Source organism: Candidatus Microbacterium colombiense, assembly GCA_029203165.1.
In the GTDB taxonomy this organism is placed as follows: Bacteria; Actinomycetota; Actinomycetes; order Actinomycetales; family Microbacteriaceae; genus Microbacterium; species Microbacterium colombiense.
The window spans coordinates 1,414,397-1,440,056 of sequence record CP119308.1; the positions used below are offsets into that span (position 1 = coordinate 1,414,397).

Below are 25,660 nucleotides of genomic sequence, written 5' to 3' on the forward strand. Positions count from 1 at the left end.
TCGTGGCCGTCTCCCACAGCGCACGACTCGGGGAGGCGGCGCTGGAGCTTGCCCTGCAGATGGTGCAGGGCGGCGGGGTACGCGTCCAGGTCGCGGCCGGGGCGGGAGTCGAGCCCGACGGCACGCCGATCCTCGGAACGGATGCCGTCGCGGTGGCTGCCGCGATCGACGAACTCGCCAGCGACTGCGATGGCGTGCTGGTGCTGATGGACCTGGGATCCGCCGTGCTCAGCGCAGAGTTGGCTCTCGAGCTGCGGATGAGCGATGTGCCCGTGCGTCTGGCGCCCGCGCCGTTCGTGGAAGGTCTGCTGGCTGCCGTCGTGTCGGCCGCGGCCGGAGGAACGCTGGACGCCGTCACGGCAGAGGCGTCGGCTGCTCTCGGAGCCAAGACCGGACAGCTCGGCGAGGAGCCGCCGGCCGCACCACCGACCGTTGCCGAGCCCGGCGGCGACGCACACCGCCGTCGCGTGCAGGTGCGCAATCCGCTCGGCATCCACGCGCGCCCCGCGGCGCTCATCGCCGAAGCCTCGGCCGACGCCGAGGTGCGTGTGCGGCGTCTGCCCGACGGGCCGGAGGCCTCGGCCGCGAGTCTGTCGCGGCTGCTCGTGCTCGGGGCGAGGCAGGGCGATGAGCTGGAGCTGACGGCATACGGCGACGACGCGGATGCGGCGCTCGAGCGTCTTGCGACTCTCTTCGCCGAGGGGTTCGGCGAGGGGACGGCATCCGGTTCGGTGGTGTCGCCCGAGTCGGCACCGGCTGCTGCCGGTGATCAGCATCCACTGCGGAAGGCCGTGCCGATCGAGTCGGGCGCGGTGCTGCGTGGACGCGGTGTGAGCCCGGGACGAGTGGCCGCCCCGGTGAAGCATCTGGCGCCCGCGTTACCCGAGCCGGATGCCGCGGAGGTCATCGCCGACGAGGATCGTGAGACCGAGGCATCCGCCATCGAATGGGCCTCGGTGGCCGTCGCCGATCAGCTGCGTTCCCGCACGGCGCAGGCCACGGGCGAGGCGCGGGCCATCCTCGACGCGTCCCGTCTTCTGGCATCCGATCCGGAACTGGTGTCGGAGGCGACCGCACTCGTGCGATCCCGTGGACGCAGTGCGGCGCGCGCCGTGTGGGAGACCGCCGGAGCGCATGAGCGAGGACTGACAGCGCTCGGCGGAAGGATGGCCGAGCGCGCTGCGGACATCCGCGATGTGCGCGACCGCATCATCGCCGAGATCCTCGAAGTCGAGATGCCCGGCGTGCCCGAGAGCGATCAGCCGTTCGTGCTGGTCGCCACCGATCTCGCGCCGGCTGACACGGCGGCATTGGCGGGAGGCGGGTGCGTCGCCCTCGTCACCGAGCAGGGCGGTCCGACCTCGCACACCGCGATCATCGCCCGCTCGCTCGGGTTGCCCGCCGTGGTCGGGATGGCGGGTGCGACGACGATACCGGAGGGCGCGATCCTGCTCGTCGACGGTGATCGGGGCACCGCCGAGGTCGACCCGTCCGAATCCGTCATCGCGGCCGCGCGCGCCGCTGCCGACCTCGTGACCTTCGCGGGGCGGGGTGCGCTCGCCGACGGGCACCCCGTCGCGTTGCTCGCGAACGTGGGCGGTGCCGCCGACGCTCAGACGGCAGCCGCCGCACACGCGGAGGGCGTCGGGCTCTTCCGCACCGAGTTCTGCTTCCTCGACCGCGCCGAGGCGCCGACGCTCCTCGAGCAGATCGATGCCTACCGCGGTGTGCTCGCGGCGTTCCCTGATCGCAAGGTGGTCGTGCGCACGCTCGATGCCGGTAGCGACAAGCCGCTTCCGTTCGCGAATGCCGACCACGAAGAGAACCCGGCCCTGGGCGTGCGAGGGTTGCGGATCGCGCGTCGCTCGCCGGATCTTCTCGACGACCAGCTCCACGCCCTCGCGCACGCGGCGATGCTGGAATCCGCTGAGGCAGAGGTGATGGCCCCGATGGTGGCGACCGTCGACGAGGCCACTGACTTCGCGGACCGTGCACGCGCAGCCGGGCTGACGCGTGTCGGCATCATGATCGAGACGCCGTCAGCCGCCCTGTTGGCCCCTGAACTCTTCAAGGTGGTGGACTTCGTGAGCATCGGCACGAACGACCTCGCCCAGTACACGCTCGCCGCCGATCGACTGCTGAGCGAACTCGGAGACCTCAACGACCCGTGGCAGCCGGCCGTGCTGCGGCTCATCGGCATGGTGGGTCAGGCCGGGCGGGTAGCCGGCAAACAGGTCGGCATCTGCGGCGAGGCCGGCGGTGACCCGGCGCTGGCTCCGGTGCTGGTGGGGCTCGGCGTCACATCGTTGTCGATGACCTCGCGGTCTCTCGGACGCGTCGCGGCTGCGCTCGCCGACGTCACCGAAGACGACTGTCGTCGGGCGGCGGATGCCGCGCTCGCTGCCACGACGGCCGATGAGGCGCGGACGGTGGTCGCTGCCCTCCTCGCATCCGGTCAGCGGTGAGCGCGGTCAGGCGAGCCCCGAGCGGGGTCAGACCCGCCCGAAGGCGCGGAGTGGATGCTCGATGAGTTCGGTCATGCGGCGGAGGAAGCCCGCCGCGTACCCGCCATCGCACACGCGGTGATCGAACACGAGCGACAGCTGGGCGATCCGGCGCACGACGATCTCGCCGTCGACCACCCACGGACGTTCGATGATGCGTCCGATGCCGAGGATCGCGACGTCGGGATGGTTGATGATGGCGGCAGAGCCGTCGACCCCCAGCCCGCCGTAGTTGTTGAGCGTGAAGGTCGATCCACGCAACCGCTCCGGTGGCATCGATCCGGAACGCGCCGTCGTGGCGAGTTCACGCAGACTCGCGTCGAGCTGCTCGATCGTGAGAGCGTGCGCGTGGGGGATCACCGGCACCATCAGCCCGCGCTCGGTGTCGGCCGCGACGCCGAGATTGACGCCGTCGAACGAGATGAGCTCGGCGCCGTCGTCGCTCAGGCGTGAGGCGAGAACCGGGTACTCCTCGAGCGAGAGCAACACGAAGCGGGCGATGAGTGCGGTGATCGAGGGGGCTCTGCCGTCGGCGGGAGCCATCTGCCTTCGGATGTCCCACAGTGCGGTGGCATCGACATCGACCCAGACGGTGGCCTCGGGAATCTCGGCGCGGCTGCGGGAGAGCTTCGCGCTGACAGCCCTGCGCAGCGGAGACATCCGCTCGCGCGAGAGCACGGTGAGCCCGTCGAGGGTCTCGCTTCCGGGGGCCGCGACGCCGTCCTGGTGGTGGGCGGTCGCTCCATCGACTGCGTGATCGACGGCGGTGCGCAGCACATCGGCTCGGGTGATCGCGCCGTCCGTGCCGGTGGCGACGATCGAGTGCACGTCGATGCCCAGGTCGCGCGCGAGACGACGGACCAGCGGAGAGCGCACGGCCACCGGGCGCCGCTCAGCAGGAGCAGGAGCAGGAGCAGGAGCAGGAGCGGGCGCCGCGCTGATCGACGTCGCTGCAGGCCTGCGGCGCCGTCCCTTCGTCGTCGACTCCTTCGTGCCGTATCCGATGAGCACGTTGCCCGATCCGGCGCGCTCCTCCTCGCGATAGGCCTCGCGCTCGACGTCTGCAGATCCGTCCGGCGCCGTCGCCGCGGCATCCGACACCTCGATCACCGGTGCGCCGACATCGATGGTGTCACCCGGGGCGCCGTGCAGGACTGTCACGACCCCGGCGAAGGGGGAGGGCAGTTCGACGACGCTCTTGGCCGTCTCCACCTCGGCGATGGGCTGATCGGTCGCGACCGTGTCGCCGACCGACACGAGCCACTGCACGAGGCCCGCCTCGGTCAACCCCTCGCCGAGATCGGGCAGACGGAAGACCTGAGTGGTGGTGCTCAACGGGGTGCTCAGCGGGGTGCTCAGTGGGGTGCTCATGCGTCCTCATCCCAGTGGAGGGAGTCGATCGCGTCGAGCACGCGGTCGACATCGGGCAGGTACCAGTGCTCGAGTTTCGGCGGCGCGAAGGGCACGTCGAATCCGGTGACCCGTCGTACGGGGGCCGCGAGGTATTCGAAGCAGCGCTCGAACACCCGCGCCTGGATCTCGGAAGCCACCGAGGCATAGCCCGGTGCCTCGGCGATCACCACGGCGCGACCTGTCGATCGCACGGCCCCCGTGACCGTGGCGTCGTCGAACGGTGAGAGCGACCGCACGTCGACGACCTGCACGCTGCGCCCCTCGGTCGCGGCGGTCTCGGCCGCCTCCAGCGCGAGCGGGACCGCGGCGCCGTAGGCGAGCAGGGTCACATCCCTGCCCTCGCGCGCGATGCGGGCAGTACCGATCTCGGCGACGACGGAGGTGTCGACCTCGCCCTTCGTCCAATAGAGCTTCTTCGGTTCGAGGAAGATCACCGGGTCGGGGAAGGCGATCGCCGCGCGGAGCAGAGAGTAGGCGTCCTGCGGGGTCGACGGGCTCACCACCGTCAGCCCGGGAGTATGCGCGTAGTACGCCTCGGACGAATCGCAGTGATGCTCGACGCCGCCGATCCCGCCGCCGAACGGAATGCGGATCACGAGCGGCATCCGCATGCCTCCCCGCGTGCGGTTGCCCAGTTTCGCGACGTGACTCACGACCTGCTCGAAGGCGGGGAGGGCGAACGCGTCGAACTGCATCTCGACCACCGGCCGCATGCCGTTCATCGCCATGCCGACCGCCGTGCCGACGATGCCTGACTCGGCGAGGGGCGTGTCGAAGCAGCGGTCCTCCCCGAATCGCGCGGTGAGCCCGTCGGTGATGCGGAAGACGCCGCCGAGCGCGCCCACGTCTTCGCCGAACACGACCACGTCGGGATCGGACTCGATGGCGTCGGCGAGCGCGCGGTTCAGCGCGGCGGCCATGCTCATGGTCGTCACTTCGGGCTCTGCCGGGCTGACGGTGCGGATGTCGTCGTGCGCGATGGTCATCGGTGGCCTCCGGTCGGCGTGGGAGAGGTGAGCGAGGGATCGGTGGCGGATGCCCGTTCGATCTCGCCGCGCAGCAACGCCCATTGCTCCTCGAGCTGGGGGGAGCGCGTCTGGGTGACGAAGCGGAAGAGGTCCTCGGGATCGAGGTCGGTGTCGGTGTTGAGGGCGGCGCGCATCGCCTCAGCGATCTTCTCGGCGCCGGCGGCGAACTGCGCCTCGGTGTCGTCGTCGAGCACGCCGGCATCGCGCAGATGTGCGCGCAGCCGCAGCAGCGGATCGCGGGCGGCCCAGGCCTGCACCTCGGCGCGCTCGCGATATCGGGTGTCGTCATCGGCGTTGGTGTGCGCCTGCATCCGGTAGGTGTGCGCCTCGATGAGCGAGGGGCCGCCGCCGGAACGTGCGTGCGCCACCGCGTCGCCGAGGACGGCCAGCACCGCGGCGACGTCGTTCCCGTCGACGCGCTGACCCGGCATCCCATAACCGATCGCCTTGTGCGCGAGCGAGGGAGCCGCGGTCTGACGCGAGAGCGGCACCGAGATCGCGAATTCGTTGTTCTGCACGAAGAACACGACGGGAACGTGGAACACGGCGGCGAAGTTCATCGCCTCGTGGAAGTCGCCCTCGCTCGTGGCGCCGTCGCCGCACAGTGCCACCACGACGGTGTCCTCGCCGCGGTGCTTGGCCGCCTGTGCGAATCCGACGGCGTGCAGCAGCTGGGTGGCCAGGGGAGTGGTCTGCGGGGCCACGCGATGCGCGCGCACGTCGTAGCCGGAATGCCAATCGCCCTTCAGCAGCACCAGGGCATCGGCAGGATCGACGCCGCGGGCGATGACGGCGACGGAATCGCGGTAGGTGGGGAAGAGCCAGTCCGTGTCGCCGAGCACCATCGATGCGCCGACCTGGCACGCCTCCTGGCCGTGCGACGACGGGTAGACCGCGAGGCGGCCCTGGCGCACGAGCGCTCCTGCCTGGTCGTTGATGCGCCGTCCTTCGACGAGGCCACGGTAGGCGCGGAGCAGCACATCCGTGTCAGGGAGCGGGTAGCGCTCGTCGGCGATGACGGAACCGTCTTCACCGATCAGGTTCACCGCGGTGTCTCGCGGGAGCAGGTCGTCGTGCAGCATGTGTTCGCCCTCCTTGCCGAACTCGATGAGGCCAGCATGCGCCGGAATCGACACTCGTCCAAGGGCTTGGACGGAATACTGGATGATCGTGCGGTAATTGTGTGAATAGGTGTCGAAGTGTCAGAATTCGACAACCGAACAAGGGGGTCGACATGGCAGTGCTCGATGAGGTGGATCGAGCGATCCTCGAGGAGTTGCGGCGGGACGCGCGCTCGTCGATGACCGCGATCGCCGACGCTGTGCACATCTCGCGGGCCGGGGCGCATGCGCGGATCAAGCGGCTGACGGATGCCGGTGTGATCACCGGGTACTCGGTGCGCACCGACCCCGTGCTGCTCGGACATCACGCAAGTGCGTACGTGACACTGGCGATCGAGCAGGCGACCTGGCAGGACGTGAGCGCCCGGCTGCGCACGATCCCCGAGATCGAGCACATGGCCCTCGTGGGTGGCGACTACGACGTGATCCTGCTCGTGCGGGCCAGCGACGCCCGTGACCTGCGGCGCATCGTGCTGGAGGACATCCAGGCGATCCCGTCGATCCGCTCGACCAGGACGATCCTCATCTTCGAGGACTTCACCCTGGACTGAATCCGAGGTGGTGTCTCGTTCTGCGCGGTAACTGTGGATGATGTGATGTACGAGCCTCCTGTGGAGGAGATGTCCATATGAATCGTGTTCCGGAATATTGCGCTGAACTGGGATGTTCTCGGGTCGGAGTGTCGGTGGCCCTCTGTTGGATGGAGGTATGGATCACCCCGTGGAAGTGCTCGATCAGGTCGTGAGAGACCTCGACCGCGTGCTGTGTGCGGGGACGGTGTCAAGCACGATAGCCGGGTTGTCCGATGCGGAGAAGATGGACTTTCTGCGCGCCGCGGGGGATGTGGCACGACGTGCCGAGGCCTTGATCGTCGAGGTCGCGGCGGTCGTTCCGGCGCGGCCAGCCGGGTCGGGAGATCTGGCGTTCTGCGGGCAGTTCGGGTGCCGCACCATGAGCGAACTGCTGCAGCGCGTGCTGCGGACCGACTCCGCCGGGGCGGGGCGCATCGTGAAGGCCGCGCGTCTGGTGAGGCGAGACGTGGACTTCAGCTCCGGGGCGTGGTTGCCCGCGCTGTGGCCGGAGCTTCGGGTGGCTCTGGCGACGGCGGCCATAGGAATCACCGGTCTGTTGGCTGCGACGAGTCCGATCGAGCAGTCTCGCGGGCGAATCGGAGCAGAGGCCCGGCTGCGCGCGGATGCGGAGCTGGCGGCGGCCACCCGGGGGTGGGTCTTGGCGGAGTCGGATACTGAGGCCGGCTCGTCTGCTGGCTCGTGCGCGGATGCGGCGCCGGATGCTGGTTCGTGCGCGGATGCGGCGCCGATGGCGACGCCGGAAGATCTGCGTATCCTCGCGCAGCGCATCGCGATGCATCTCGATCCGGACGGCGCAGCACCGGCGGAGGAGATCGCGATGCGCGGCCGAGGGGTGATTCTCGGACGAGCGCGGAACGGGCTGATCCCGATCCGTGGCGAGCTGCTGCCCGAGGTGGCGGGTCAGCTGCGCAGGATGTGGGACGCGCAGCTGAGCCCGCGGGTCGAGGCTCCGCCGGTGCCGGGTGTGCACTTCGTTCCTTCCGACATTCTTCCTGACGATGACGTCGGCGGCATGATCGACACCCGCTCGCGGGCTCAGACGCAGCATGACGCGCTGGCCGCGCTGCTCGGCACCGCCGCACGTCATGACGAGATGCCGCGACTCGGCGGCGCTGCCCCGACGTTGATCGTGTCCGTCGCTGCCGAGGATTACGCGACCGGCCGCGGATGGGCGCAGATCGAGGGTGTCGATGTGCCCGTCTCGCTCGCGGTCGCACGGCACACGGCCTGCGGCGGCACCGTTCAACGGGTGCTGTTCGATCCGGACGGGAGGATCGTCGGGCTCGGCAGCACCGACCGGATCTTCACCGCGCACCAGCGCCGCGCCATCACGCTCCGCGATCAGGAGTGTCTGATTCCGGGATGCCATGTGCCCGCGTCGTGGTGTGAGATCCATCATGTGCAGGAGCACGCGCAGGGTGGCCCCACGCACACCGACAACGGCGTCGCGCTGTGCTGGCATCATCATCGGACGCTCGAGACATCGGGCTGGGAGTTCCGCATGGACAACGGTGTTCCGCGTGTGCGCGGCCCGGGCTGGTGGGATCCCGCACGGCGGTGGCGAGCGCCCCGGCCCACGGCGGTGGTGGCATCACGGCCCGGATCGCGCACGGGTCGAGACGCCTGGCGAACGACGGTATCGACGTGATGATCCGCGTGCTCCCCGGCATCCCTTCGCACTCGGACATCTGCGGCGCGCTCCCGGACAAGTGCGAAGGTGAGACGGCCTCGAAGATGGGAAGACGTCCAGTCTCACGCTGGTCCGTGTCTCGCTCGAAGGAGAGTCCGATGTCCGAAACCGTCGCATCCGCAGCTGCGCTGCTCGACCGCATCCAGGCGCCGGAGGGAGCGGGTCGCGAGATCCCCGACGCGGCCACCCGCGAGATCATCGGCCGAGCACCGGTGCACTCCGTCGCCGACCTCGACGACGCCATCGCCCGGGCGAAGGCCGCGCAGCCCGCCTGGGAGACACTCGGTCACGAGAAGCGGATCGAGCTGCTGCTCGCGACCGCCGATGCGATCGACGCGAACGCCGAGGCCCTCGCACACCTGCTCTCGCGCGAGCAGGGCAAGCCTCTCAACGGACCGAACGCGCGCTTCGAGCTGGGAGCCTGTTCCGCCTGGTTGCGCACCAACGCCGCGACCGTCCTCGAGCCGCAGGTGCTCGTCGATGACGAGTCCCTCCACGCCGAACTGATCTACAAAGCGGCGGGCGTCGTCGGCGCGATCGGGCCGTGGAACTGGCCGCTCATGATCACGATGTGGCAGATCGGGCCCTCTCTGCGCATGGGGAACACGGTCGTCGCAAAGCCCAGCGAATACACGCCCCTGAGCGTCCTCGCCCTTCTCGACATCATGAACGAAGTGCTCCCGCCCGACGTGCTGATCGGCGTCTCCGGTGATCGCGAGGTCGGTGCCCGTCTGGCCTCGCACCCCGACATCGCGAAGATCATGTTCACCGGATCCACCGCGACCGGCCGCCGCATCATCGAGAGTTCTGCCGGCAACCTCGCGCGCCTCACTCTCGAGCTCGGTGGCAACGACGCCGGCATCGTCCTCCCCGGCACCGACGTCTCCGCCATCGCGCAGGACCTGTTCTGGGGTGCGTTCATCAACACCGGTCAGACCTGTGCTGCGCTCAAGCGCCTGTACGTGCACGAGTCCGTCTACGACGACGTGGTGAGCGCTCTCGCCGAGATCGCGGCATCCGTGCCGATGGGCAACGGCCTCGACGAGGACAACGTGCTCGGACCGCTGCAGAACCGCGCCCAGTTCGACATCGTGAGCAGACTGGTCGACGAGGCCAGGAGCCGCGGCGCCCGCATCGTCACCGGGGGAGAGCCGGCTCCCGAACTCGGCGAGCTGTTCTACCGTCCGACGATCGTCGCCGACGTCGACAACGATGCCGCACTGGTGCAGGAGGAGCAGTTCGGACCCGCACTCCCGGTGATCCGCTACAGCGACGTCGACGAGGCGTTCGCCCTCGCCAACGCCCTCGATGTCGGCCTCGGCGCCTCGGTGTGGTCGAGCGACCCGGCCGCCGCGCGCGACGCGGCCTCTCGCATGCAGTCCGGCACGGTGTGGATCAACTCCCACGGCGGCTTGCACCCGATGGTGCCGTTCGGCGGGGTCAAGAGCTCCGGCTACGGTCTGGAGTTCGGCGTCGAAGGACTCAAGTCGGTCGCCACCACCCAGGTCGTCTCCGGACCCGGCCGGAAGGGCTGACCGGTGAGATCGGTGATCATCGTCGGCGCCGGCACCTCGGGCGCGATCGTGGCGCGGCGACTGGTCGACGCCGGCGTCGCGGTGACGCTCGTCGAAGCGGGCGGGTATGACACGAACCCCGCGATCCACGACCCCTCCCGGGCGGGCGAACTGTGGCACTCCGCCGACGACTGGGACTACTTCACGGTGCCGCAGCAGCACGCGGCCGGGCGCCGTCTGCACCTGCCGCGGGGCAAGGTCACCGGCGGATCGCATGCGCTCAACGCCATGATCTGGGTGCGGGGCGCGGCATCCGACTACGACGGCTGGCAGCGTGACGGCGCCACCGGGTGGGGGTGGGCGGACGTCGAGCCCGTGTACGACGCGATCGAGAACGGTCTGCTGCCCGTCACCGACGACTATCCGCTGTCGCCGATCCAGGCGTCGATCATCGACGCCGCGGTGCAGGAGGGCCTGCCGCACAATCCGAACTACAACGGTGGCACGCTCGACGGCATCTCGCAGGAGCAGATCACCGCGCGCGACGGGCGGCGCGCGAACACCTGGACGACTTACGCACAACCCGTCGCCGACGAACTCACGATCGTCACGGGCCGCGAGGTGCACTCGGTCATCATCGAAGGCGGCCGCGCCGTCGGCGTGCGACTGGGGGAGGGCGCGGATGCCGAAGAGCTACGCGCCGACGAGGTGATCCTGTCGGCCGGTGCGATCGGCACCCCGGTGATCCTGCTGCGCTCGGGCATCGGCCCCGCCGCAGAGCTCGAGGCGCTCGGCATCCCTGTCGTGCACGATGCTCCCGGCGTCGGCAAGAACCTGCACGATCATCTGCTCTCGCCCGTGATCTTCACGACGCAGCGGCCGGTCGGTCCGCCGCAGCCGGGCGTCTCGGTCACCCAGACGCACCTGTTCTGGCGCAGTCGTGACGACCTCGCCGAGCCGGACACCCAGCCGATCCTGTTCTCGGTGCCGATGTGGGGCGAGCTCGAACCCCGAGGAGACGATGGATTCTCGCTGATGGCCGGACTCGTGACCCCGCACAGCAGAGGATCATTGACACTCTCGGGCCCGGGACTCGCCGACCTCCCGCTCATCGACCTCGCGGCACTGACCGACGAGCGCGACGTCGCCTCTCTCGCGGCATCCGTGCGCCAATGCCGTCGGATCGGCGCCCGGCCAGCCCTCGCCGAGGAGTGGGGCGCCGTCGAAGCGTACCCGGGGCCGGAGGTCGCCGACGCCGACGTCGAGGACTGGGTGCGCCGCACCGCCATCACCTATCACCACCAGGTCGGAACGTGCCGCATGGGAACCGACGCCGACGCCGTCGTCGACCCGCAGCTGCGTGTGCGCGGCATCGAGGGGCTGCGCGTGATCGATGCCTCGGTGATCCCCACCGTTCCCACCGGCAACACGAACGCTCCCGCGGCGATGATCGGCGAGCGGGGCGCCCGCTTCGTGCTGGAGGGCTGACGCGGCCGCCCCGCGCGTCCCGCGGATCGTCGAAACCCCCGTACACCGTCGAAACCCCCGTCTGCGAACGTCTGCAGACGGGGGTTTCGACGATCAGGAGGGGTTTCGACGCTCGGGAGGGGTCTCGGCGACCAGGTGACCAGGCGAAGGGCGGCCACGCGACCTCGCGACCGGACAGCTCAGCGCGTGTAGACCTCGCGGCCGGCGAACCAGGTGGCCACGACCTCGGTGTGCACGATCTGCTCCGCGGGCCCGGCGATCGCGTCGCGCGCGAGCACGACGAAGTCCGCAGACTTGCCGACGCTCAGCGATCCCGTCTCGGACGCGAGGCCCATGGCGGTCGCGGCGTTGATCGTGAAGACCTCGAGCGCCTCCTCCGCGGTGATGGCCTGCTCCGGCCAGAGCGCACCGGGGGCGCGTCCGTAGGGATCCGCGCGGGTGACGAGTCCCTGCAGTCCCTCGAGCGTGTTGGGAGATTCGCTCACCGGCCAGTCGGAGCCGCCGGCCACCAGCGCGCCGGAATCGATCAGGGCGCGGTTCGGCTGCGAGTGTTCCGCGCGCTCGCCGAGCACATCGGCCAGAGCCTGGGGGATGACCCCGGGGTACCAGATGAACGGCGAGATGTCGGCCGAGACGTCGAGTGCCTGCAGCCGCGGGATATCGGATTCGGCGAGGAACTGCCCATGGGCGATCTGGATCGGGGTCGTGACCCCTTCCGCGCGCAGACGTTCCGCGACGTCGAGTACGAGCCGCGCCGAACCATCGCCCGTGCAGTGCACCTTGGCGCCCAGTCCGCGCGCGGCGACGCCGCGCAGCCACTCGGCGAGCTCGTCGAAGGTCATGGTCGTCTCGCCATGGAAGTGCGCGCCATGGGCGGCATCCGCGGGATACGGGTCGAGGAACGACGCCGTGCGCGCCGGCGGTACACCGTCGAGGAAGATCTTCACGAAATCGGGTCGATGGTGCGGGGTGCGAAACTCCTCGCCGCGCTCGATGAGCGGCTGCCCGATCGGGTCGAACCCGAAGATCTCGTCGTTGATCAGCAGCGATGAGACGACCCAGGCGTGCAGGTCATCGGCTCGGTCGAGCCCGGCCAGCGCGTCGAGGATCTCGATCGAGACCCCGGCGTCCTGGAAGGCGGTGATCCCGTAGGAGTTCAGCAGCTCGACGCCGCGGCGAGACGCCGCCGCGTGCTGCGCGGGGGTGAGTCCGCCGCTGCGGTCGTACGCCTCCTGCACGGGGATGCCGGCGGCTTCCAGCAGCACGCCCGTGGGTGTGCCGTCATCCGGATCGAGCAGCGTGACGCCCGACGAGGGGATGCTGCCGCCGGTGATGCCCGCGAGCTCGAGGGCCCGGGTGTTCGCCCAACGGTTGTGCCGCGAGTCCTCCACGAGCACGACGGGACGCCCACCGGACGCCTCGTCGAGCAGCAGACGCGAAGCGGTGTTCGCGAGCTCCGGCAGCAGCGTGGTCGGCACGGCCCCACCCACGATCCAGGCGTCGGCGGGCAGGGTCGCGGCGTGCGCGCGCACTCGCTCCAGGATGCCGTCGAGCGACAGCGCCTGCGGCAGGGAGAGCTCGAACAGGTCGGTGCGCCCGGCGAGTGCGTGATGGTTGTGCACGTCGACGAACCCGGGGTAGACGGCGGCGTCGCCGCCCTCGAGCATCCGCGTCCGTCTCCCGCGGAACGGCGCGACGTCTGCCGCCGAGCCGATCGCGACGATGCGGCCGTCACGCACCGCGAACGCGTCGACGATCGGGTTCGCCCGATCGGCCGTGCGGATGACGGATGCCGTGACGATGAGGTCGGCGGGCGCCGTCATCTCAGGCGTCCCCGAAGATCGCCGGCTCGAGCTCGGGCGTGTGCAGCGTGGTCGAGAGCAGGCGACCGTGGGCGCCGAACGTGAAGTGCGTCGGCACTTCGCCGCTCTCGTCGAGACCGAACAGCACGCCGTGCGAGCGGATGGCGTTGACGTCGCGGTGATCGGCGATCGTCACGGACGCGCACGGGATGACCTTCTCGCGCCACGCGAAGATGTAGATGCCGGGGCGTACCTCCCACACGCTGTTCTCGTCGGTGTCGGCGAGGCCCCGCTCGGGGCCGGCCAGGCACTGCCACGAGTACCAGCGCGGCGACAGGTACACGTGCTCGTAGGCGTGCTCAGCGCTGTACACCCACTCGACGCGGCGTCCGATGAGCGTGGTCGTGGGCGCGGCTTCCGCCCCCGACACCTCGACCCCCTCGATCACTCCGGGCGCGAAGATGTGCTGCACACGGGTGCGCCCCTTCTCCGGCGCGGGCAGGATGAGCGAGATGATCGCGAGGGCACGACCCTGGCGCAGGTCGACCACGAGCGACACGGCTTCGTTCGGCAGGTAGCGGTGGTGGAACTGCACGAAGTACAGGTCGTCGTCGACCTCGAACGCCTCGTAGTCGTCGGTGTCGGCGGCCGCGGCGGTGGGGTCTTCCGCGCCGGGCTGGTAGTCCCAGGCCACGGTGGTGTCGGCGAAGCGGTGCACGATGCGGGTGCCTCGCGCGTCGACGACCGCGATCTCACGCCCGCTCAGTGCGGTGGTGTGCGGTGCCTTGTTCGCGTCGAAGCCGGGGGCGAGACCCTCCAGCGGCAGCCACGTGGACGTGTCGGCGGGGTTCAGTGTGGTCATGGGTTCCTTCTTTCGGAGGGGCGGATGCGGGAGCGTCAGCGCGTGCTGAACTGCTCCAGGTCGGAGGAGAGGCCCGCGTAGACGGCGGGCTTCGCGCGCTGGAGGTAGACGCCGTAGACGATGCCGCCGATCACGGCGAGCACGAGCAGCAGCGGCATCAGGCGGATGGCGAGTTCTTCGGACCCGGCGACGATGTTGAAGTTCACGATCGCCAGCACCGAGATCGCTGCGATGCCCAAGAACCCGATTCCGGGGGCGATGAACGTGCTCCACCAGCGCGGATCGCGAGCGCGGCGGAAATGCACCACGATCGAGATGGCGGCGAGGCCCTGCAGGATGAGCACACTGAGAGTGCCGAAGCCGAGCATCGCGGGAACGAGCGTCACGATCGGATCGGCCCCGGCGATGGCGAAGATGATCGCGACGATGCCGGCGAACGATGCCTGCACGATGCCGGCGAGCTGCGGCGACCCGTTGGTGCGGGTGCGGGCGAGTGCCTGCGGCAGGATGCGCGCACGACCGAGCGAGTAGAGGTAGCGGGTGGCGGAGTTGTGGAACGCGAGCATCGCCGCGAACAGGCTCACCAGGAGCAGCACCATCATGACGGTCGTGAGCGGTCCGCCCAGGTACTGCTGCGAGATCGTGAAGATCAGGTCGCCGGTCGGCAGGTGCTCCAGCGCCGTGGCCTGTGCCTGCGCGACGCCGGTCGCGCTCACCACGGCCCAGGTGGTGACACCGAGGATGATGCCGATCGCGATGATCGACGTGTAGGTCGCGCGGGGTATCGTGCGCAGCGGCTGCTTGGCCTCTTCGCTGAACAGGGCGGTGGCCTCGAAACCGAGGAATCCGGTCGCCGCCAGCAGCAGTCCGATCGGGAGCGACCCGGAGAACACCGCCTCGGGGCTGAACGCACCCAGGTCGTAGCCGGTCTGCACGAGCACCGAGACGTCGAACACGACGAGCATCAGCACCTCGAGCACGAGGCACACGCCGAGCACCTTCGAGCTGAAGTCGACACCGACCCGGGCCAGCACGAAGCACACCACGATGGAGAGCAGACCCCAGATGAGCCAGTGCACGTCGAGACCGGTCAGGTCGCGGATGATCGTCTGCATGAAGAACCCGCTCGTGCCGATCGTGCCGACCACGAAGAAGTTGTACCCGAGCGTGGCGATGAGCCCGGCGATGAGCCCTCCCGTGCGACCGAGGCCCTTCACGACGAAGGCGTAGAACCCGCCGGCGTTGACCAGCTGCTTCGACATCTGCGCGTACCCGACCGCGAACAGCAGCAGGATCGCGGCCACCAGGAAGAACGACATCGGGGTGCCGCCGCCGTTGCCGAGCGCGATCGCGAGTGATGCGACGACGACGATGCCGGTCAGCGGCGCGACGGCCGCGAGCACGAGGAAGACGATGCCCGCGACGCCGAGGGCGCCGGGACGGAGGGTGGTGTTGCTCTGCGTCGTGGACACAGATGTCGGGTCGGCCACGTCGGCTCCTTTGCTCGGTGACTGCCGCTCGCGCGGCATCGACGAATGAGGGGGATCATCGATAGAGCGAGTCTGCTCGTGTGGCCCCGGCCCCGCTTGACCCTGAGCGAAAGACGATGGTGTCAGCGTGCACACCACGCTCCGAGCCGTTCGTCGAGTGCAGGCCGAGGAGCAGGATGACCGGGAGAACACCGTCGTCCTCCCTCGCGCCACCCGGCGCAGGATCGGCGGTCGAAGGGCACGATGGACCTGCACCTGACCGGCACGACTGCCCTCATCACGGGCGCCGCGAGCGGCATCGGCCGCGCGACAGCGCTGGCGCTCGCCGCGGAGGGTGTGCGCGTCGCCCTGCTCGATCGCGACCCCGCGGCGCTGCGCGAGACCGCAGCGGGATGCCGCGACGCGGTGATCCTGGTGGCGGATCTGACCGACGAGGAGCAGGTGCGCGCGGCGATCGGCGGTGGGGTGGCAGAGCTGGGGCGCCTCGATGCGGTCGTGTGCTGCGCCGGGATCTCCGGCCCGGTCGGACGGGGCATCGAGGAGACCGCGCTCGCCGAGTGGAACGCCGTGTTCGCGGTGAACGTGGGCGGGGCGTTCCTCACCCTCAAGCACGCGCTTCCCGCGCTGCGCACCGCCCCCGCGGCATCCGTCGTGCTGCTCGCGAGCGACTCCGCATTCGTCGCCTCGGCCGGCATGGCGCCGTACTGCGCCTCGAAGGCCGCGCTGGTGCAGTTCGCGCGGGCATTGTCGGTCGACCTCGCCGACTCCGGCATCCGGGTGAACACCGTCGCCCCCTCCATCGTCGACACCCCGATGAGCCGCGGCGATCTCGGGGCGGAGGCGTTCGTCGACCCGGGGTTCCCGGTGCAGTCTGCCGCCGAGGTGGCCGCGCATGTGGTCTACCTCGTCTCTCCTCGAAGCCGCTCGGTCAACGGCACCACCCTCATCAGCGACTTCGGCGTCAGCGCCCGCTCGGGTTTTCCCGCGTGAGCATCGGCGTCACCTCACCACGCGCACTCGCGCCCGATCATCACAAGGAGCACACCATGGGACTTGCCGTCGGATCGACCGTCTCGGGACGCGTCGTCGTCATCACCGGAGGTGGCACGGGCATCGGTGCCGCCATCGCCGAGCGGTATGCGGCGGAAGGCGCGCATGTCGTCGTCGTCGGGCGCCGCCCGGAGCCGTTGCAGGAGGTCGAGCGTGCGGTGGGTGCGCAGGCAGTGGTCGCGGATGCCGCGGACACCGCGTCCGCGAAGGCGGCCGTCGCCGAGGTGCTGGCGAAGTACGGACGCATCGACGTGCTGGTGGCGAACGCGGGCGGGCACGGGTTCTCGCCCGTCGCCGACACCGATGATGCGGGATGGGACGCGGCGATCCGCGCGAACCTCACGACCGCCTTCGTCATGGCGCGCGAGTCGTTGCCGGCGCTGCTCGAGTCGAAGGGCCAGATCGTGATCGTGTCGTCGCTCGCGGGTCTCTTCGCCGGACCATCGGTCGCCGGCTACACGGTGGGAAAGCATGCCCTGATCGGCCTGACCCGCACCCTCGCCCGCGACTACGGACGCCACGGTGTGCGCGTGAATGCCGTCTGCCCCGGCTGGGTGCAGACGCCCATGGCCGATGAGGAGATGGACGAGTTCGCCTCACACGCGAATCTCGCGTCACGCGAGGAGGCCTATGCCACGGTCACGGCCGATGTGCCGCTGCGCCGGCCGGCACGCCCGGCGGAGATCGCGTCGGTCGTGCGGTTCCTCGGCTCGGGGGAGTCGTCGTACATCACGGGCGCGGTGATCGTCGCCGACGGCGGCTCACACGTCGTGGACGTGCCGACGATCGCGTTCGATCACGCCGGGATGTAGGAGAGCTTCGCCCCGTGCGGGTGCTCGCTGTGAGCGCCTGAAGTTGACACCTGTCGTCGGAATTCGCGTCGGATGGCGGCAACAGGTGTCAACTTCAGGTTCGGTGTCGGGGTGTTGGGACCCTGCCTCAGTCGAGGACGAGGTCGAATCCTTCGGAGGTGCGGACGAGCGCGACCTGCGTCAGGTCGTCGACGCGGTAGGTGGGGGAGTGCGCCTCGGCATGGCGGCCGACCCCGAGCACGCGCATGCCCGCGGCGAGCCCCGCCTGGATGCCCGCGCCGGAGTCCTCGAACACGATGCAGTCCGCGGGGTCGACGCCGAGCAGTTCGGCGCCGAGCAGGAATCCCTCGGGATCGGGCTTCGACGCCGAGACGTTCTCGGCCGTGACCGCGAGGGCGGGTACAGCGAGCCCGGCCGCCTGCATGCGCGCCGTCATGAGCGCCACATTCGCCGAGGTCACGATCGCATGGGGGAACGGGGCCAGCGCATCGAGCACTGCGCCGGCGCCGGGGATCGACACCACGCCGTCGACGTCGCCCACCTCGGAGGCGAGCATCGCATCGTTCTCGCGCAGGTTGATCGCGTGATCGCGCTCGGGGAGCATGATGGCCATGCTCTGATGTCCCTGGCGTCCGTGCACGACGCGCAGCACCGTCGCCGGGTCGATGCCGTGGGGTTCTGCCCAGGCGAGCCAGAGCCGTTCGACCACGGCGGTGGAGTCGACGAGGGTGCCGTCCATGTCGAGCAGGACGGCGCGGGCGTGGATGGTCTGGGTCACCCCTTCAGGCTAGCCCGAGCGGATGCCGTCATCCGCCGAGATACGCCCGATGCAGCAGGTCGGGGTCGGCCTTCAGCGTCTCCGAGGTGCCCTGGAACGACACCTGTCCGCCCGCGACGACCACGGCTTCCCGGGCGAGACCGAGCGCGAGCTGTGTGAACTGCTCGACCAGCAGCACCCCGACCCCCGACGCGGCGATCGACTGCACGATCGGCATCAGGCGCAGGAACACGACCGGAGCGAGCCCCAGTGACATCTCGTCGATCAGGAGGATCCTCGGCTTCGCGGCGAACGCGCGCGCGAGCACGACCATCTGCTGCTCGCCGCCGGAGAGCAACGCCGTGGGGGAGTCGATGCGCTTCTCGAGCTCGGGGAACTGCGCGAGGGCGGCATCCACCTCGCCCGGGGTGCGCGCGGTGAGCGAGATGTTCTCCCGCACCGTGAGCGAGGGGAACACCGCGCGGCCCTGTTCGATGTGCACGATTCCGCGGCGCGCCCTGGCGACCCGGGAGAGCTTGTCGATCGGTTCGCCGTCGAGGGTGATCGAACCGGCGGAATGCGGCGTGACGCCCGACACCGACTCGATCAGGCTCGTCTTTCCCGCGCCGTTCGGTCCGACGAGCGCCAGCACCTCGCCGCCGGTCACGCGCAACGAGACGTCGGAGATCACCGCGCCGGCGCCACGGCTGACCGTCACGGCATCCAGGATGAGTTCGCTCATGTCAACAGCTCCGTCTCTCCCATGTACGCCTTGACGACGTCAGGATTCGCGAGGACCTCGGCCTGCGGGCCGCTGGCGAGCACACGACCGAAGTCGAGCACGGTGAGCGTCGGGCAGACCGAGCGCACGAGGTCGAGGTCGTGCTCGATGATGATCAGCGCGACGCCGTAGCGACCGGGCAGATCGCGCAGGCGCGCGGCGAGGGCGAGGTGCTCCTCGTGCGACAGGCCGGCGGCCGGTTCGTCGAGGATCAGCAGCCGGGGGCGGGCCACGACGTTCGCGGCGACCTCCACGAGCCGTCGTGTTCCCACGTCGACACTCGACAGGCGGGCGCGTGAGGGTGGGCACCCGAAGAACGCCAGCACCTCGTTGATGTCGGCCGTCGCGAGTCGCCGTCGGGCGACGAACCGCACATAGGCGCCGATCGTCAACGCCGGGGGCACACGGTCCTGCTGGAACGTGCGCCGCAGTCCGAGCCGCGCGCGCCGGGTCGGCGAGAGGCGGGCGAGGTCGCGGTCACCCAGCAGCACCCGACCGGTGTGCTGGGGGAGGAAGCCGCTGATCGCGTCGACGAACGTCGATTTCCCGGCGCCGTTGGGTCCGATCAGGCCCATGATGGACGCGGCCGGCACCTGGAACGACACGTCATCGAGAGCCTTCAGCGCGCCGAACTGCACGGTGAGTCCGTCGACGGTCAGCACGGGCGAACCGTCGAAGGCTGCGTCATCGACGGTCGCCGTGGTGGTCGTCGTGATGGCGGTCGCTTCCGCATGCGCGTCGGGCGGCAGCGCCGTGAGTTGCGCCTGCGCGGCGCGGCGATCCGCCCGCCGATAGAACAGGTTGCGGATGCCCTGGCCGAGGTTCGTCCCGCTCGTGAGCGCCTGCACGCCGAGCACGCCGAACACGACGAAACCCCAGTCCTGCGGGATGCCCCAGCGCTTGAGCAGCTCGGGCACCAGCACCCACAGGATGCCGCCGAATATCGCCATGTCGATCAGATGCGCGCCCGACATGATCGCGAGCACGTACAGCGCGAGCGATTGGAGAGGCGTGAAGCTCGAAGCGAAGGGGAGTTGCACCTGGCCGGCCAGCAGCCCACCTGCGACGCCGCCGAGTGCAGCGGAGACCGCGAACGCGGTGAGCTTGGCGACCTGCACGCTCTGCCCGGCGGCGGCGGTGCCGCGCTCGGAGAACGCGACGGCCTTCCAGCTCGAGCCCCAGCGGCTGCGCTGCAGGAAGAAGACGCCGAGTCCGCACAGGGCGAGCACGACGATGGAGAGGAAGAAGAACTGCCGGTCGTTCGAGAACATCGACGGGCGCTCGATCGCGGTGCCGTCGGCCGAGCCGGGGAACTGGATCTGCACGAGCGTGACGTCGGCCGCAGCCGCGAAGCCGAGCGTGACCACGGCGAGGTTCACGCCGCGCAGACGCAGGGCGGGCAGACCCACGAGCACCCCGACGAGACCTGCGGCGATTCCGCCCAGCACCAGCCAGAGCACGAAGCCACCCGGTGCCTGCATCACATTGAGCAGTGAGACGATCCACGCGCCCACCGCGGCGAAGGTCAGCTGGCACAGCGCGATCATGCCCGCTGACCCGGTGACGATGCCGAGACCGAGGATCGCGATCGCGGCGATGACGGCGCTGATCGCGAGGAAGACGAAGTAGCCGGGCAGCGCGGCGCTCAGGATGGCGCCGACGCCGATCCCGGCCGCGGCGACGGCGACGGGCCACGACACGCGGAACGCGCGTCCTTCGACGAAACGGGGGCGGTCAGCGAGCGGCATCCCACACCTCCTTGCGTTGCGTCCACAGGAGCAGGACGACGATGAACAGGAACGGGAGGAAGTTGCGCACCAGCGCGACCTCGTCGATCTGGGCGACCAGTCCGCCGAGCACACCGAGCACGATGCCGCCGATCACGGCGAGGTCGAGCCGGCGGAATCCGCCCAGGAGTGCCGCCGCCGCGGCGGGCACGATGAGCATCGACAGGCTGGTGGCGTCGTTGGACTGCGACGGGGCGACGATCATGATCGCCATCGCACTGATCACGCCGGTCACGAACCAGACGGCGATCGACAGCGGTCGGGAGCGGATGCCGAGCAGCTCGGCGGTCGTCGGACGTTCCGACAGGGCGCGCAGTTGCGTGCCGACGCGCGTGCGCCGCAGCACGATGCGCACCACGATCGCGGTCACGATCGCCATCGCGACGGTCGCGACCGTGACCTGACTGATCACGACACCGCCGAACGAGAAGGCCGGGCCGGCGATGATCGGGGTGAACGGCTGCGGCTTGTTGCCGAACAGGATGAACGACATCGAGATCAGCAGCAGCAGGGGGCCGACGGTCATCGCCGAGCGCGTGGTCGTCGATGCCTCCGAGAGCCAGGTGGCGGCGATGAAGCCGATCGCCGCCGACAGCAGGCCGGCGACCAGCACGCCCAGCACGGAGCCGAGCCAGATGGGGAGGTCGAGCTCACGGACGAACCACACCGCGGAGAACGCCCCGAACATCCCGGTCGCGGCCTGGGCGAAGTTGACGACACGCACGAGCCGTGACATCAGGGTGAGACATACGCCGAGGACGGCGTAGAGGCCGCCGGCGGCGAGGCCGGCGATGGCGCCTTGCAGCATCAGGCGTCCTTTCTGATCGGGTGCCCCGGTCGTCGGGCGATGACGTCCACTCGACGACCGGGGCGCGGGAGGTGCTTATTCGCCGATGCGCAGCCAGTCGTCGGCGACCTTCTCCCATGCGTTCGTGCCGGACTTCAGGATGATCGGCCACCCGGCGGTGTTCTGCGTGCCGAATGCGAAGGGCGTTCCGACCATGGGGTTCTCGATCGGGTCCATGCTCTTGAGCGCCTCCGAGACGCTCTCGCGTGTGATGTCGCCGTCGATGCTCTTCAGCACCTCGATGAAGTAGGTCGCGGCGAGGTATCCGCCCTGGCTGAACGAGGTGAGAGCGATGTCGTTCTTCTCCATCAGCGCGCGCCAGTCGGCGTTGATCTCGTTGTCGTCGGTGAACGGGTAGAACTCCGCGGGTACGTAGATCCCGGCGCCGGCGTTGTCGATCGCGTCGGCGAAGTTCTCGCTGTAGACGCTGGTCAGGTAGAGCCAGGTGACGTCGTCCCAGCCCTGGGCGTTCGCGGCCTTGACCTGTCCGATCGCGTCGGGCTCCACCGGGTTGATCGCCAGTGCCTTGCAGCCCTGGTCGCGCGCCTTGACGATGTAGGGCGTGTAGTCGGATGCTCCGTACGGCACGGTGTCGTCGACGTACTTCGGCTCCTTGCCGGTGATCTCGGTCCACTTGTCGATCGCGGCCTGGTAGGTCGGACGCGTGGAGCCGGCGATCTCGAGCAGGATGCAGATGTCGTCGAGGCCGAGCACCTCCGAGCCGTACTGCAGCGTGAGGGTCATGTCGTTGAACGGGCCGACGTTCGCGGGCGAGATGTTGTCGCTCGCGAAGCAGCCCGTGTCGACGCCGATGCCCGGCAGCGAGAGGATGCCCTCCTGCTCGTAGTACTTGGCGTTGATCTCGCACTCGATGAGGCTGGCCGATCCGACCAGCGCCACGGCGCCGTCGCTGCCGACCAGTTCACGGGCCGATGCGGTCGCCGTTGCCGGGTCGCCCTTGTCGTCGAGCGTCTTGTAGTCGATCGTGCGTCCGTCCAGGCCACCGGCCTCGTTGAAGGCGTCGAACACGGCGGCTGCCGCCTGCGACGCTTCGGGGAAGGTGGCCGGCCCGCTGATGGTGTTCACCGAGCCGACGACGATCGGGGCGCCGTCGCCGCCGGATCCGTCGCCTGCACCGGTGCAGCCGGCGAGGGTGAGGGCTGCCACGGCGATGAGCGCCGCGGTGCCGGATGCTCGCTTGTTCATGTGCTTCCTGCCTCTCGTGTTCGGGATGGTGCTGTCTTCGGGATGGTGCTGTGTTCAGGTGGTGCTGTGTTTACGGTGATGCGGTGTTCGGGATGGTGCTGTCAGCGGGGTCAGTCGCGCAGTGCGCGGTTGACCATCTCGGTGTCGGTGAACTGCTCGAAGGCGACGACCTGCCCCTCGGCGAGGCGCCAGACATGCGCCACGCGGGCCGCGAAGAACCGGCCGGTGCGCGTGTACGTGCCGGAGTACGTGCCGATGCCGATCACGACGTCGCCGCCGTCGACCACCTCGTCGATCGCGACCGTGTAGTCGTCCCATTCGTCCTGGATGCGAGCGAACACGTTCGCGGCGACGGCCTCCGGCCCGACGTACGTGCCCGCGTACGGGAAGCCTGCGGCCTCGGTCCAACGCACGTCGGGGGCGAACGGCGCCAGCATCCCGTCGATGTCTCCACGGTCACTGGCCGCGTAGTGGTCGCGGATGATGTCTGCGTTGCTCATGTCGTGTTCTCCTGACCGGTTCCGGGCTCAGACGGGCTGCGCGTCGGGATACTCGACGGAGCCCAGGGGATAGATGTGTCCGCCCCCACGCGAGTGCTCGGCTCGGCCCTCGCCGTTGAGCCCGAGGAAGATGCCCGTGGTCATCAGTTGGTAACCGAGGTCGTGCAGCCAGACGCTCGCGACCGCGATGCGGAACTCGCGGAAGCAGAACAGGTAGAGCCCGTCGGCGAACTTCCACACGGTCGACAGGTCCATGTCGCCGTGACCACGCTGCACGCCCTCCAGGCACTGCCACGCGTAGCGCTGGCTGGAGATGTAGACGTGCTCGTACAGGTGCTCGGGGCTGTAGCGGTAGATGTTGCGCTTGCCGATCAGGTCGCGGCTCGGGCCGGGCGTCTCTCCGGTGGCGGCGCCGCGGTCGGTCGTCGCCGCCCAGAAGTCCTGGCCGACCTGCGGTGTGCCCTCGACGGCCTCCGCGGCGATGCGAGAGCGGATGACGGTCGCTCGGTGCGTCGTGTCGGAGAAGACCACGGTGAGTGCTTCGCGCTCCCGGCTGTCGAACGGGACGTTGACGAAGATGACGTCGTCGCGCACGCGGACGGCGTCGTACGGGTCGGTGCCGGTCGCGCCCAGTCCGGCCCAGGTGACTGTGTCGGTGTCGAAGCGCAGCGACACGGTGCTGTCGTCGTCGAGCGTGAGAGTCAGAGCGGTTCCGGCCAGTGACGCGTTCGGCAGGCGGAAGGTGTCGATGCCGGCGGCGAACTCGTCGTAGGTGCGCCATTCGTCGAGTGCCGGGTCGGTGGTGATGTCGGTCATGGAGGTCCAGACGTCGCACGCGGCGGAGCCTCATCGCTCCGGGCACCGCGTCATCGCGGTGCGCTTGCCTCATGCTCGGTCCGGGCAGGTGCCGCCCTCAAGGTTGTGCGCACCATCGCGCGCCGAGAGTCAACCGGCGTGCCCTCCGGGGCAAGGATGTGCCGGGGGAGGGCACCTGATTGCCGCGCCCCGTCGTGGCTTCGATGCGAGGATGAGGCGTGCGCACCGACCTTCGTCCCCCTCGTCCCCTCGGCCTGCGCATCGCCGGGTGGATCGGGGCGGCGCTCTTCCTGCTCGCGCTGTTCGCGGTCGCCTGGGTGTGGTGTGCCATGGCGTTCGACGAGCAGTTCTCCGAGGAGTCCAAGGCGCAGGCGGCCGATACGACCATGGCGGGCTTCGGCCTGGCCTGGGGGCTGATCCCCGTGCTGGTGCTGCACGTGCTGGTGCTGATCGGCCTCTTCCTGGCGATCCGCGACGGCTGGCGGGGAGTCGGCCTCAGCGTCCTGCTCGCGGTCGGCGCGCTGGCCGCCACGTCTCTGCCGGGGTTCGTGGCCACGCAACTCCTCTCGGGCGGGTCGATGTTCGAGCCGCCCGTGTACGTGCCGTGACCCGATCGGTCAGTGCGTGGCGCGGTACTCGCTGGGGGAGACCCCGAAGGCCGACTTGAACGCCCGGCTGAAGTGCGCGGCATCCACGAATCCCCAGCGCGCCGCCACGGCCGCCACAGGACGGTCGGCGAGCATCGGGTCGAGCAGGTCGCGTCGGCACTGCTCCAGGCGACGCGTGCGGATCCACGTCGACACCGTCACACCCTGCTCCTGGAAGAGCCCGTGCAGGTGCCGCGTCGAGATGAAATGCGCCGAGGCGATCGAGGCAGGGCCCAGGTCGGTGGATGCGAGATTGCGATCGATGTACGAGCGGATGCGCTGCACGAGGGCGCGGTGCGGGTCGGCGGAGACCTCATCGAGACCGAGTTCGCGGGTGAAGACGGTCGTGACCAGGTCGAGGGCGCTGTGGGCGAGGCGTGCCCCGGTGGTGCCGGCGAGCTGGTCGAGGTTGCCGGCGAGCTGTGTGAGGTAGGGGGCGACCATGCCGCCCAGCCCCTCATGGCCGGAGATGCGCACGGCGGTGAGCTGACCGATCATGTCGGAGGGCAGGCTGATCAGGTGCTTGGGGAACATGACGACCATGGTGCGGAAGTCCTGATCGAAGACGAGCGAGTACGGCCGGTCGGTGTCGTACACGGCGAGATCGCCCGGCTGCAGCACGGCCTCGCGGTCGTCCTGGATCAACAGCCCGGTGCCGGCGAGCATCAGGCTGAGCTTGAAGTACGAGCGATCCCCTCGGGCGATGAGCTCGGGCGTGCGCTCGACGACGTGCGAGGTCGCGCGCACCTCGGTCACGTGCACCTCATCGACCGAGGCACCGCGGATCACGCCGCGGAAGTGGTCGGGGCCGCCGCTCGACACCTGCAGGGGCACGAAGGACTCCGACACGGCAGCGCGGAATTCGCTGATGTTGCGCGCGACAAGCGTGGACACCGATTCGGCGGGGGCAGCGAGTGCACCGTTCATGACTGATCACCTCGGGATGGTGGAA

At 69.6% G+C, this 25,660-nt stretch carries 22 protein-coding genes; 8 read left to right on the forward strand and 14 right to left on the reverse strand.

Going from position 1 to position 25,660, the window contains the following annotated elements; all coding sequences use genetic code 11:
* Positions 1 to 2: 2 nt before the first annotated feature.
* Entirely contained in the window at positions 3 to 2,465 is a 2,463-nt protein-coding gene (ptsP, locus tag P0Y60_06855) for a phosphoenolpyruvate--protein phosphotransferase (GenBank protein WEK62456.1), read from the forward strand.
* Between the two features lie 27 nt (positions 2,466 to 2,492).
* Here the strand turns inward: ptsP and P0Y60_06860 are convergent, their stop codons facing one another.
* Genes P0Y60_06860 through pdhA form a run of 3 tightly spaced genes read right to left on the reverse strand, consistent with a single transcriptional unit; the run spans position 2,493 to position 6,027 of the window.
* Complete coding sequence (locus P0Y60_06860) at positions 2,493 to 3,875, reverse strand: dihydrolipoamide acetyltransferase family protein (GenBank protein WEK62457.1); 1,383 nt, start codon at positions 3,873 to 3,875, stop codon at positions 2,493 to 2,495.
* A complete protein-coding gene (locus P0Y60_06865; protein ID WEK62458.1) occupies positions 3,872 to 4,903 on the reverse strand; it encodes an alpha-ketoacid dehydrogenase subunit beta in 1,032 nt (343 codons plus the stop codon). Before P0Y60_06865 ends, P0Y60_06860 begins: the two co-directional genes overlap by 4 nt.
* Positions 4,900 to 6,027, reverse strand: coding sequence for a pyruvate dehydrogenase (acetyl-transferring) E1 component subunit alpha (gene pdhA / locus P0Y60_06870; GenBank protein ID WEK62459.1), 1,128 nt, complete (start codon positions 6,025 to 6,027; stop codon positions 4,900 to 4,902). Before pdhA ends, P0Y60_06865 begins: the two co-directional genes overlap by 4 nt.
* A gap of 152 nt (positions 6,028 to 6,179) precedes the next feature.
* Between pdhA and P0Y60_06875 the strand changes: the two genes are divergently transcribed.
* The 4 genes from P0Y60_06875 (at position 6,180) to P0Y60_06890 (ending at position 11,351) form a co-directional block, all read left to right on the forward strand.
* Positions 6,180 to 6,617 carry an Lrp/AsnC family transcriptional regulator gene (locus P0Y60_06875; GenBank protein ID WEK62460.1) on the forward strand — a complete coding sequence of 146 codons (438 nt, stop codon included), beginning with the start codon at positions 6,180 to 6,182 and terminating at the stop codon, positions 6,615 to 6,617.
* Positions 6,618 to 6,774: 157 nt separating this feature from the next.
* Positions 6,775 to 8,307, forward strand: coding sequence for a DUF222 domain-containing protein (locus P0Y60_06880; GenBank protein ID WEK62461.1), 1,533 nt, complete (start codon positions 6,775 to 6,777; stop codon positions 8,305 to 8,307).
* A 140-nt stretch (positions 8,308 to 8,447) separates the two neighbouring features.
* On the forward strand, positions 8,448 to 9,884 hold the full coding sequence (locus tag P0Y60_06885; GenBank protein WEK62462.1) for an aldehyde dehydrogenase family protein: 1,437 nt from the start codon (positions 8,448 to 8,450) through the stop codon (positions 9,882 to 9,884).
* Positions 9,885 to 9,887: 3 nt separating this feature from the next.
* Entirely contained in the window at positions 9,888 to 11,351 is a 1,464-nt protein-coding gene (locus P0Y60_06890) for an FAD-dependent oxidoreductase (GenBank protein ID WEK62463.1), read from the forward strand.
* Between the two features lie 179 nt (positions 11,352 to 11,530).
* Here the strand turns inward: P0Y60_06890 and P0Y60_06895 are convergent, their stop codons facing one another.
* The 3 genes from P0Y60_06895 to P0Y60_06905 are packed head-to-tail and all read right to left on the reverse strand — an operon-like array spanning position 11,531 to position 15,505.
* Positions 11,531 to 13,174 (reverse strand): amidohydrolase, encoded by a 1,644-nt coding sequence (locus tag P0Y60_06895; protein ID WEK62464.1) that lies wholly within the window; start codon positions 13,172 to 13,174, stop codon positions 11,531 to 11,533.
* 1 nt (position 13,175) lies between these two features.
* On the reverse strand, positions 13,176 to 14,015 hold the full coding sequence (locus P0Y60_06900) for a molybdenum cofactor biosynthesis F family protein (GenBank protein WEK62465.1): 840 nt from the start codon (positions 14,013 to 14,015) through the stop codon (positions 13,176 to 13,178).
* 35 nt (positions 14,016 to 14,050) lie between these two features.
* Entirely contained in the window at positions 14,051 to 15,505 is a 1,455-nt protein-coding gene (locus P0Y60_06905) for an APC family permease (GenBank protein ID WEK62466.1), read from the reverse strand.
* 243 nt (positions 15,506 to 15,748) lie between these two features.
* Here P0Y60_06905 and P0Y60_06910 point away from each other — a divergent pair, with 243 nt between their 5' ends.
* Both P0Y60_06910 and P0Y60_06915 read left to right on the forward strand, forming a co-directional pair.
* Positions 15,749 to 16,495, forward strand: a complete 747-nt coding sequence (locus P0Y60_06910) for an SDR family NAD(P)-dependent oxidoreductase (GenBank protein ID WEK62467.1) — start codon at positions 15,749 to 15,751, stop codon at positions 16,493 to 16,495.
* Between the two features lie 56 nt (positions 16,496 to 16,551).
* The gene (locus tag P0Y60_06915; GenBank protein WEK62468.1) at positions 16,552 to 17,367 is read left to right on the forward strand and encodes an SDR family NAD(P)-dependent oxidoreductase; all 816 of its coding nucleotides are present in this window, start codon (positions 16,552 to 16,554) and stop codon (positions 17,365 to 17,367) included.
* Between the two features lie 127 nt (positions 17,368 to 17,494).
* Here the strand turns inward: P0Y60_06915 and P0Y60_06920 are convergent, their stop codons facing one another.
* The 7 genes from P0Y60_06920 to P0Y60_06950 all read right to left on the reverse strand — a co-directional run bounded on the left by P0Y60_06920 (position 17,495) and on the right by P0Y60_06950 (position 24,061).
* Positions 17,495 to 18,145 carry an HAD-IA family hydrolase gene (locus P0Y60_06920; protein WEK62469.1) on the reverse strand — a complete coding sequence of 217 codons (651 nt, stop codon included), beginning with the start codon at positions 18,143 to 18,145 and terminating at the stop codon, positions 17,495 to 17,497.
* A gap of 28 nt (positions 18,146 to 18,173) precedes the next feature.
* Positions 18,174 to 18,866 carry an ATP-binding cassette domain-containing protein gene (locus P0Y60_06925; GenBank protein WEK62470.1) on the reverse strand — a complete coding sequence of 231 codons (693 nt, stop codon included), beginning with the start codon at positions 18,864 to 18,866 and terminating at the stop codon, positions 18,174 to 18,176.
* On the reverse strand, positions 18,863 to 20,653 hold the full coding sequence (locus P0Y60_06930; protein WEK62471.1) for an ATP-binding cassette domain-containing protein: 1,791 nt from the start codon (positions 20,651 to 20,653) through the stop codon (positions 18,863 to 18,865). Before P0Y60_06930 ends, P0Y60_06925 begins: the two co-directional genes overlap by 4 nt.
* On the reverse strand, positions 20,640 to 21,500 hold the full coding sequence (locus P0Y60_06935; protein WEK62472.1) for a branched-chain amino acid ABC transporter permease: 861 nt from the start codon (positions 21,498 to 21,500) through the stop codon (positions 20,640 to 20,642). The genes P0Y60_06930 and P0Y60_06935 overlap by 14 nt, the downstream gene beginning before the upstream one ends.
* Before the next feature lie 75 nt (positions 21,501 to 21,575).
* Positions 21,576 to 22,745 (reverse strand): ABC transporter substrate-binding protein, encoded by a 1,170-nt coding sequence (locus P0Y60_06940; protein WEK62473.1) that lies wholly within the window; start codon positions 22,743 to 22,745, stop codon positions 21,576 to 21,578.
* 110 nt (positions 22,746 to 22,855) lie between these two features.
* The gene (locus tag P0Y60_06945) at positions 22,856 to 23,245 is read right to left on the reverse strand and encodes a nuclear transport factor 2 family protein (protein WEK62474.1); all 390 of its coding nucleotides are present in this window, start codon (positions 23,243 to 23,245) and stop codon (positions 22,856 to 22,858) included.
* Between the two features lie 27 nt (positions 23,246 to 23,272).
* Positions 23,273 to 24,061, reverse strand: a complete 789-nt coding sequence (locus P0Y60_06950) for a MoaF C-terminal domain-containing protein (GenBank protein WEK62475.1) — start codon at positions 24,059 to 24,061, stop codon at positions 23,273 to 23,275.
* A gap of 218 nt (positions 24,062 to 24,279) precedes the next feature.
* Between P0Y60_06950 and P0Y60_06955 the strand changes: the two genes are divergently transcribed.
* A complete protein-coding gene (locus P0Y60_06955; GenBank protein WEK62476.1) occupies positions 24,280 to 24,669 on the forward strand; it encodes a hypothetical protein in 390 nt (129 codons plus the stop codon).
* 9 nt (positions 24,670 to 24,678) lie between these two features.
* Here P0Y60_06955 and P0Y60_06960 read toward each other — a convergent pair whose 3' ends face one another.
* Positions 24,679 to 25,635 (reverse strand): helix-turn-helix domain-containing protein, encoded by a 957-nt coding sequence (locus P0Y60_06960; GenBank protein ID WEK62477.1) that lies wholly within the window; start codon positions 25,633 to 25,635, stop codon positions 24,679 to 24,681.
* Positions 25,636 to 25,660: the final 25 nt, after the last annotated feature.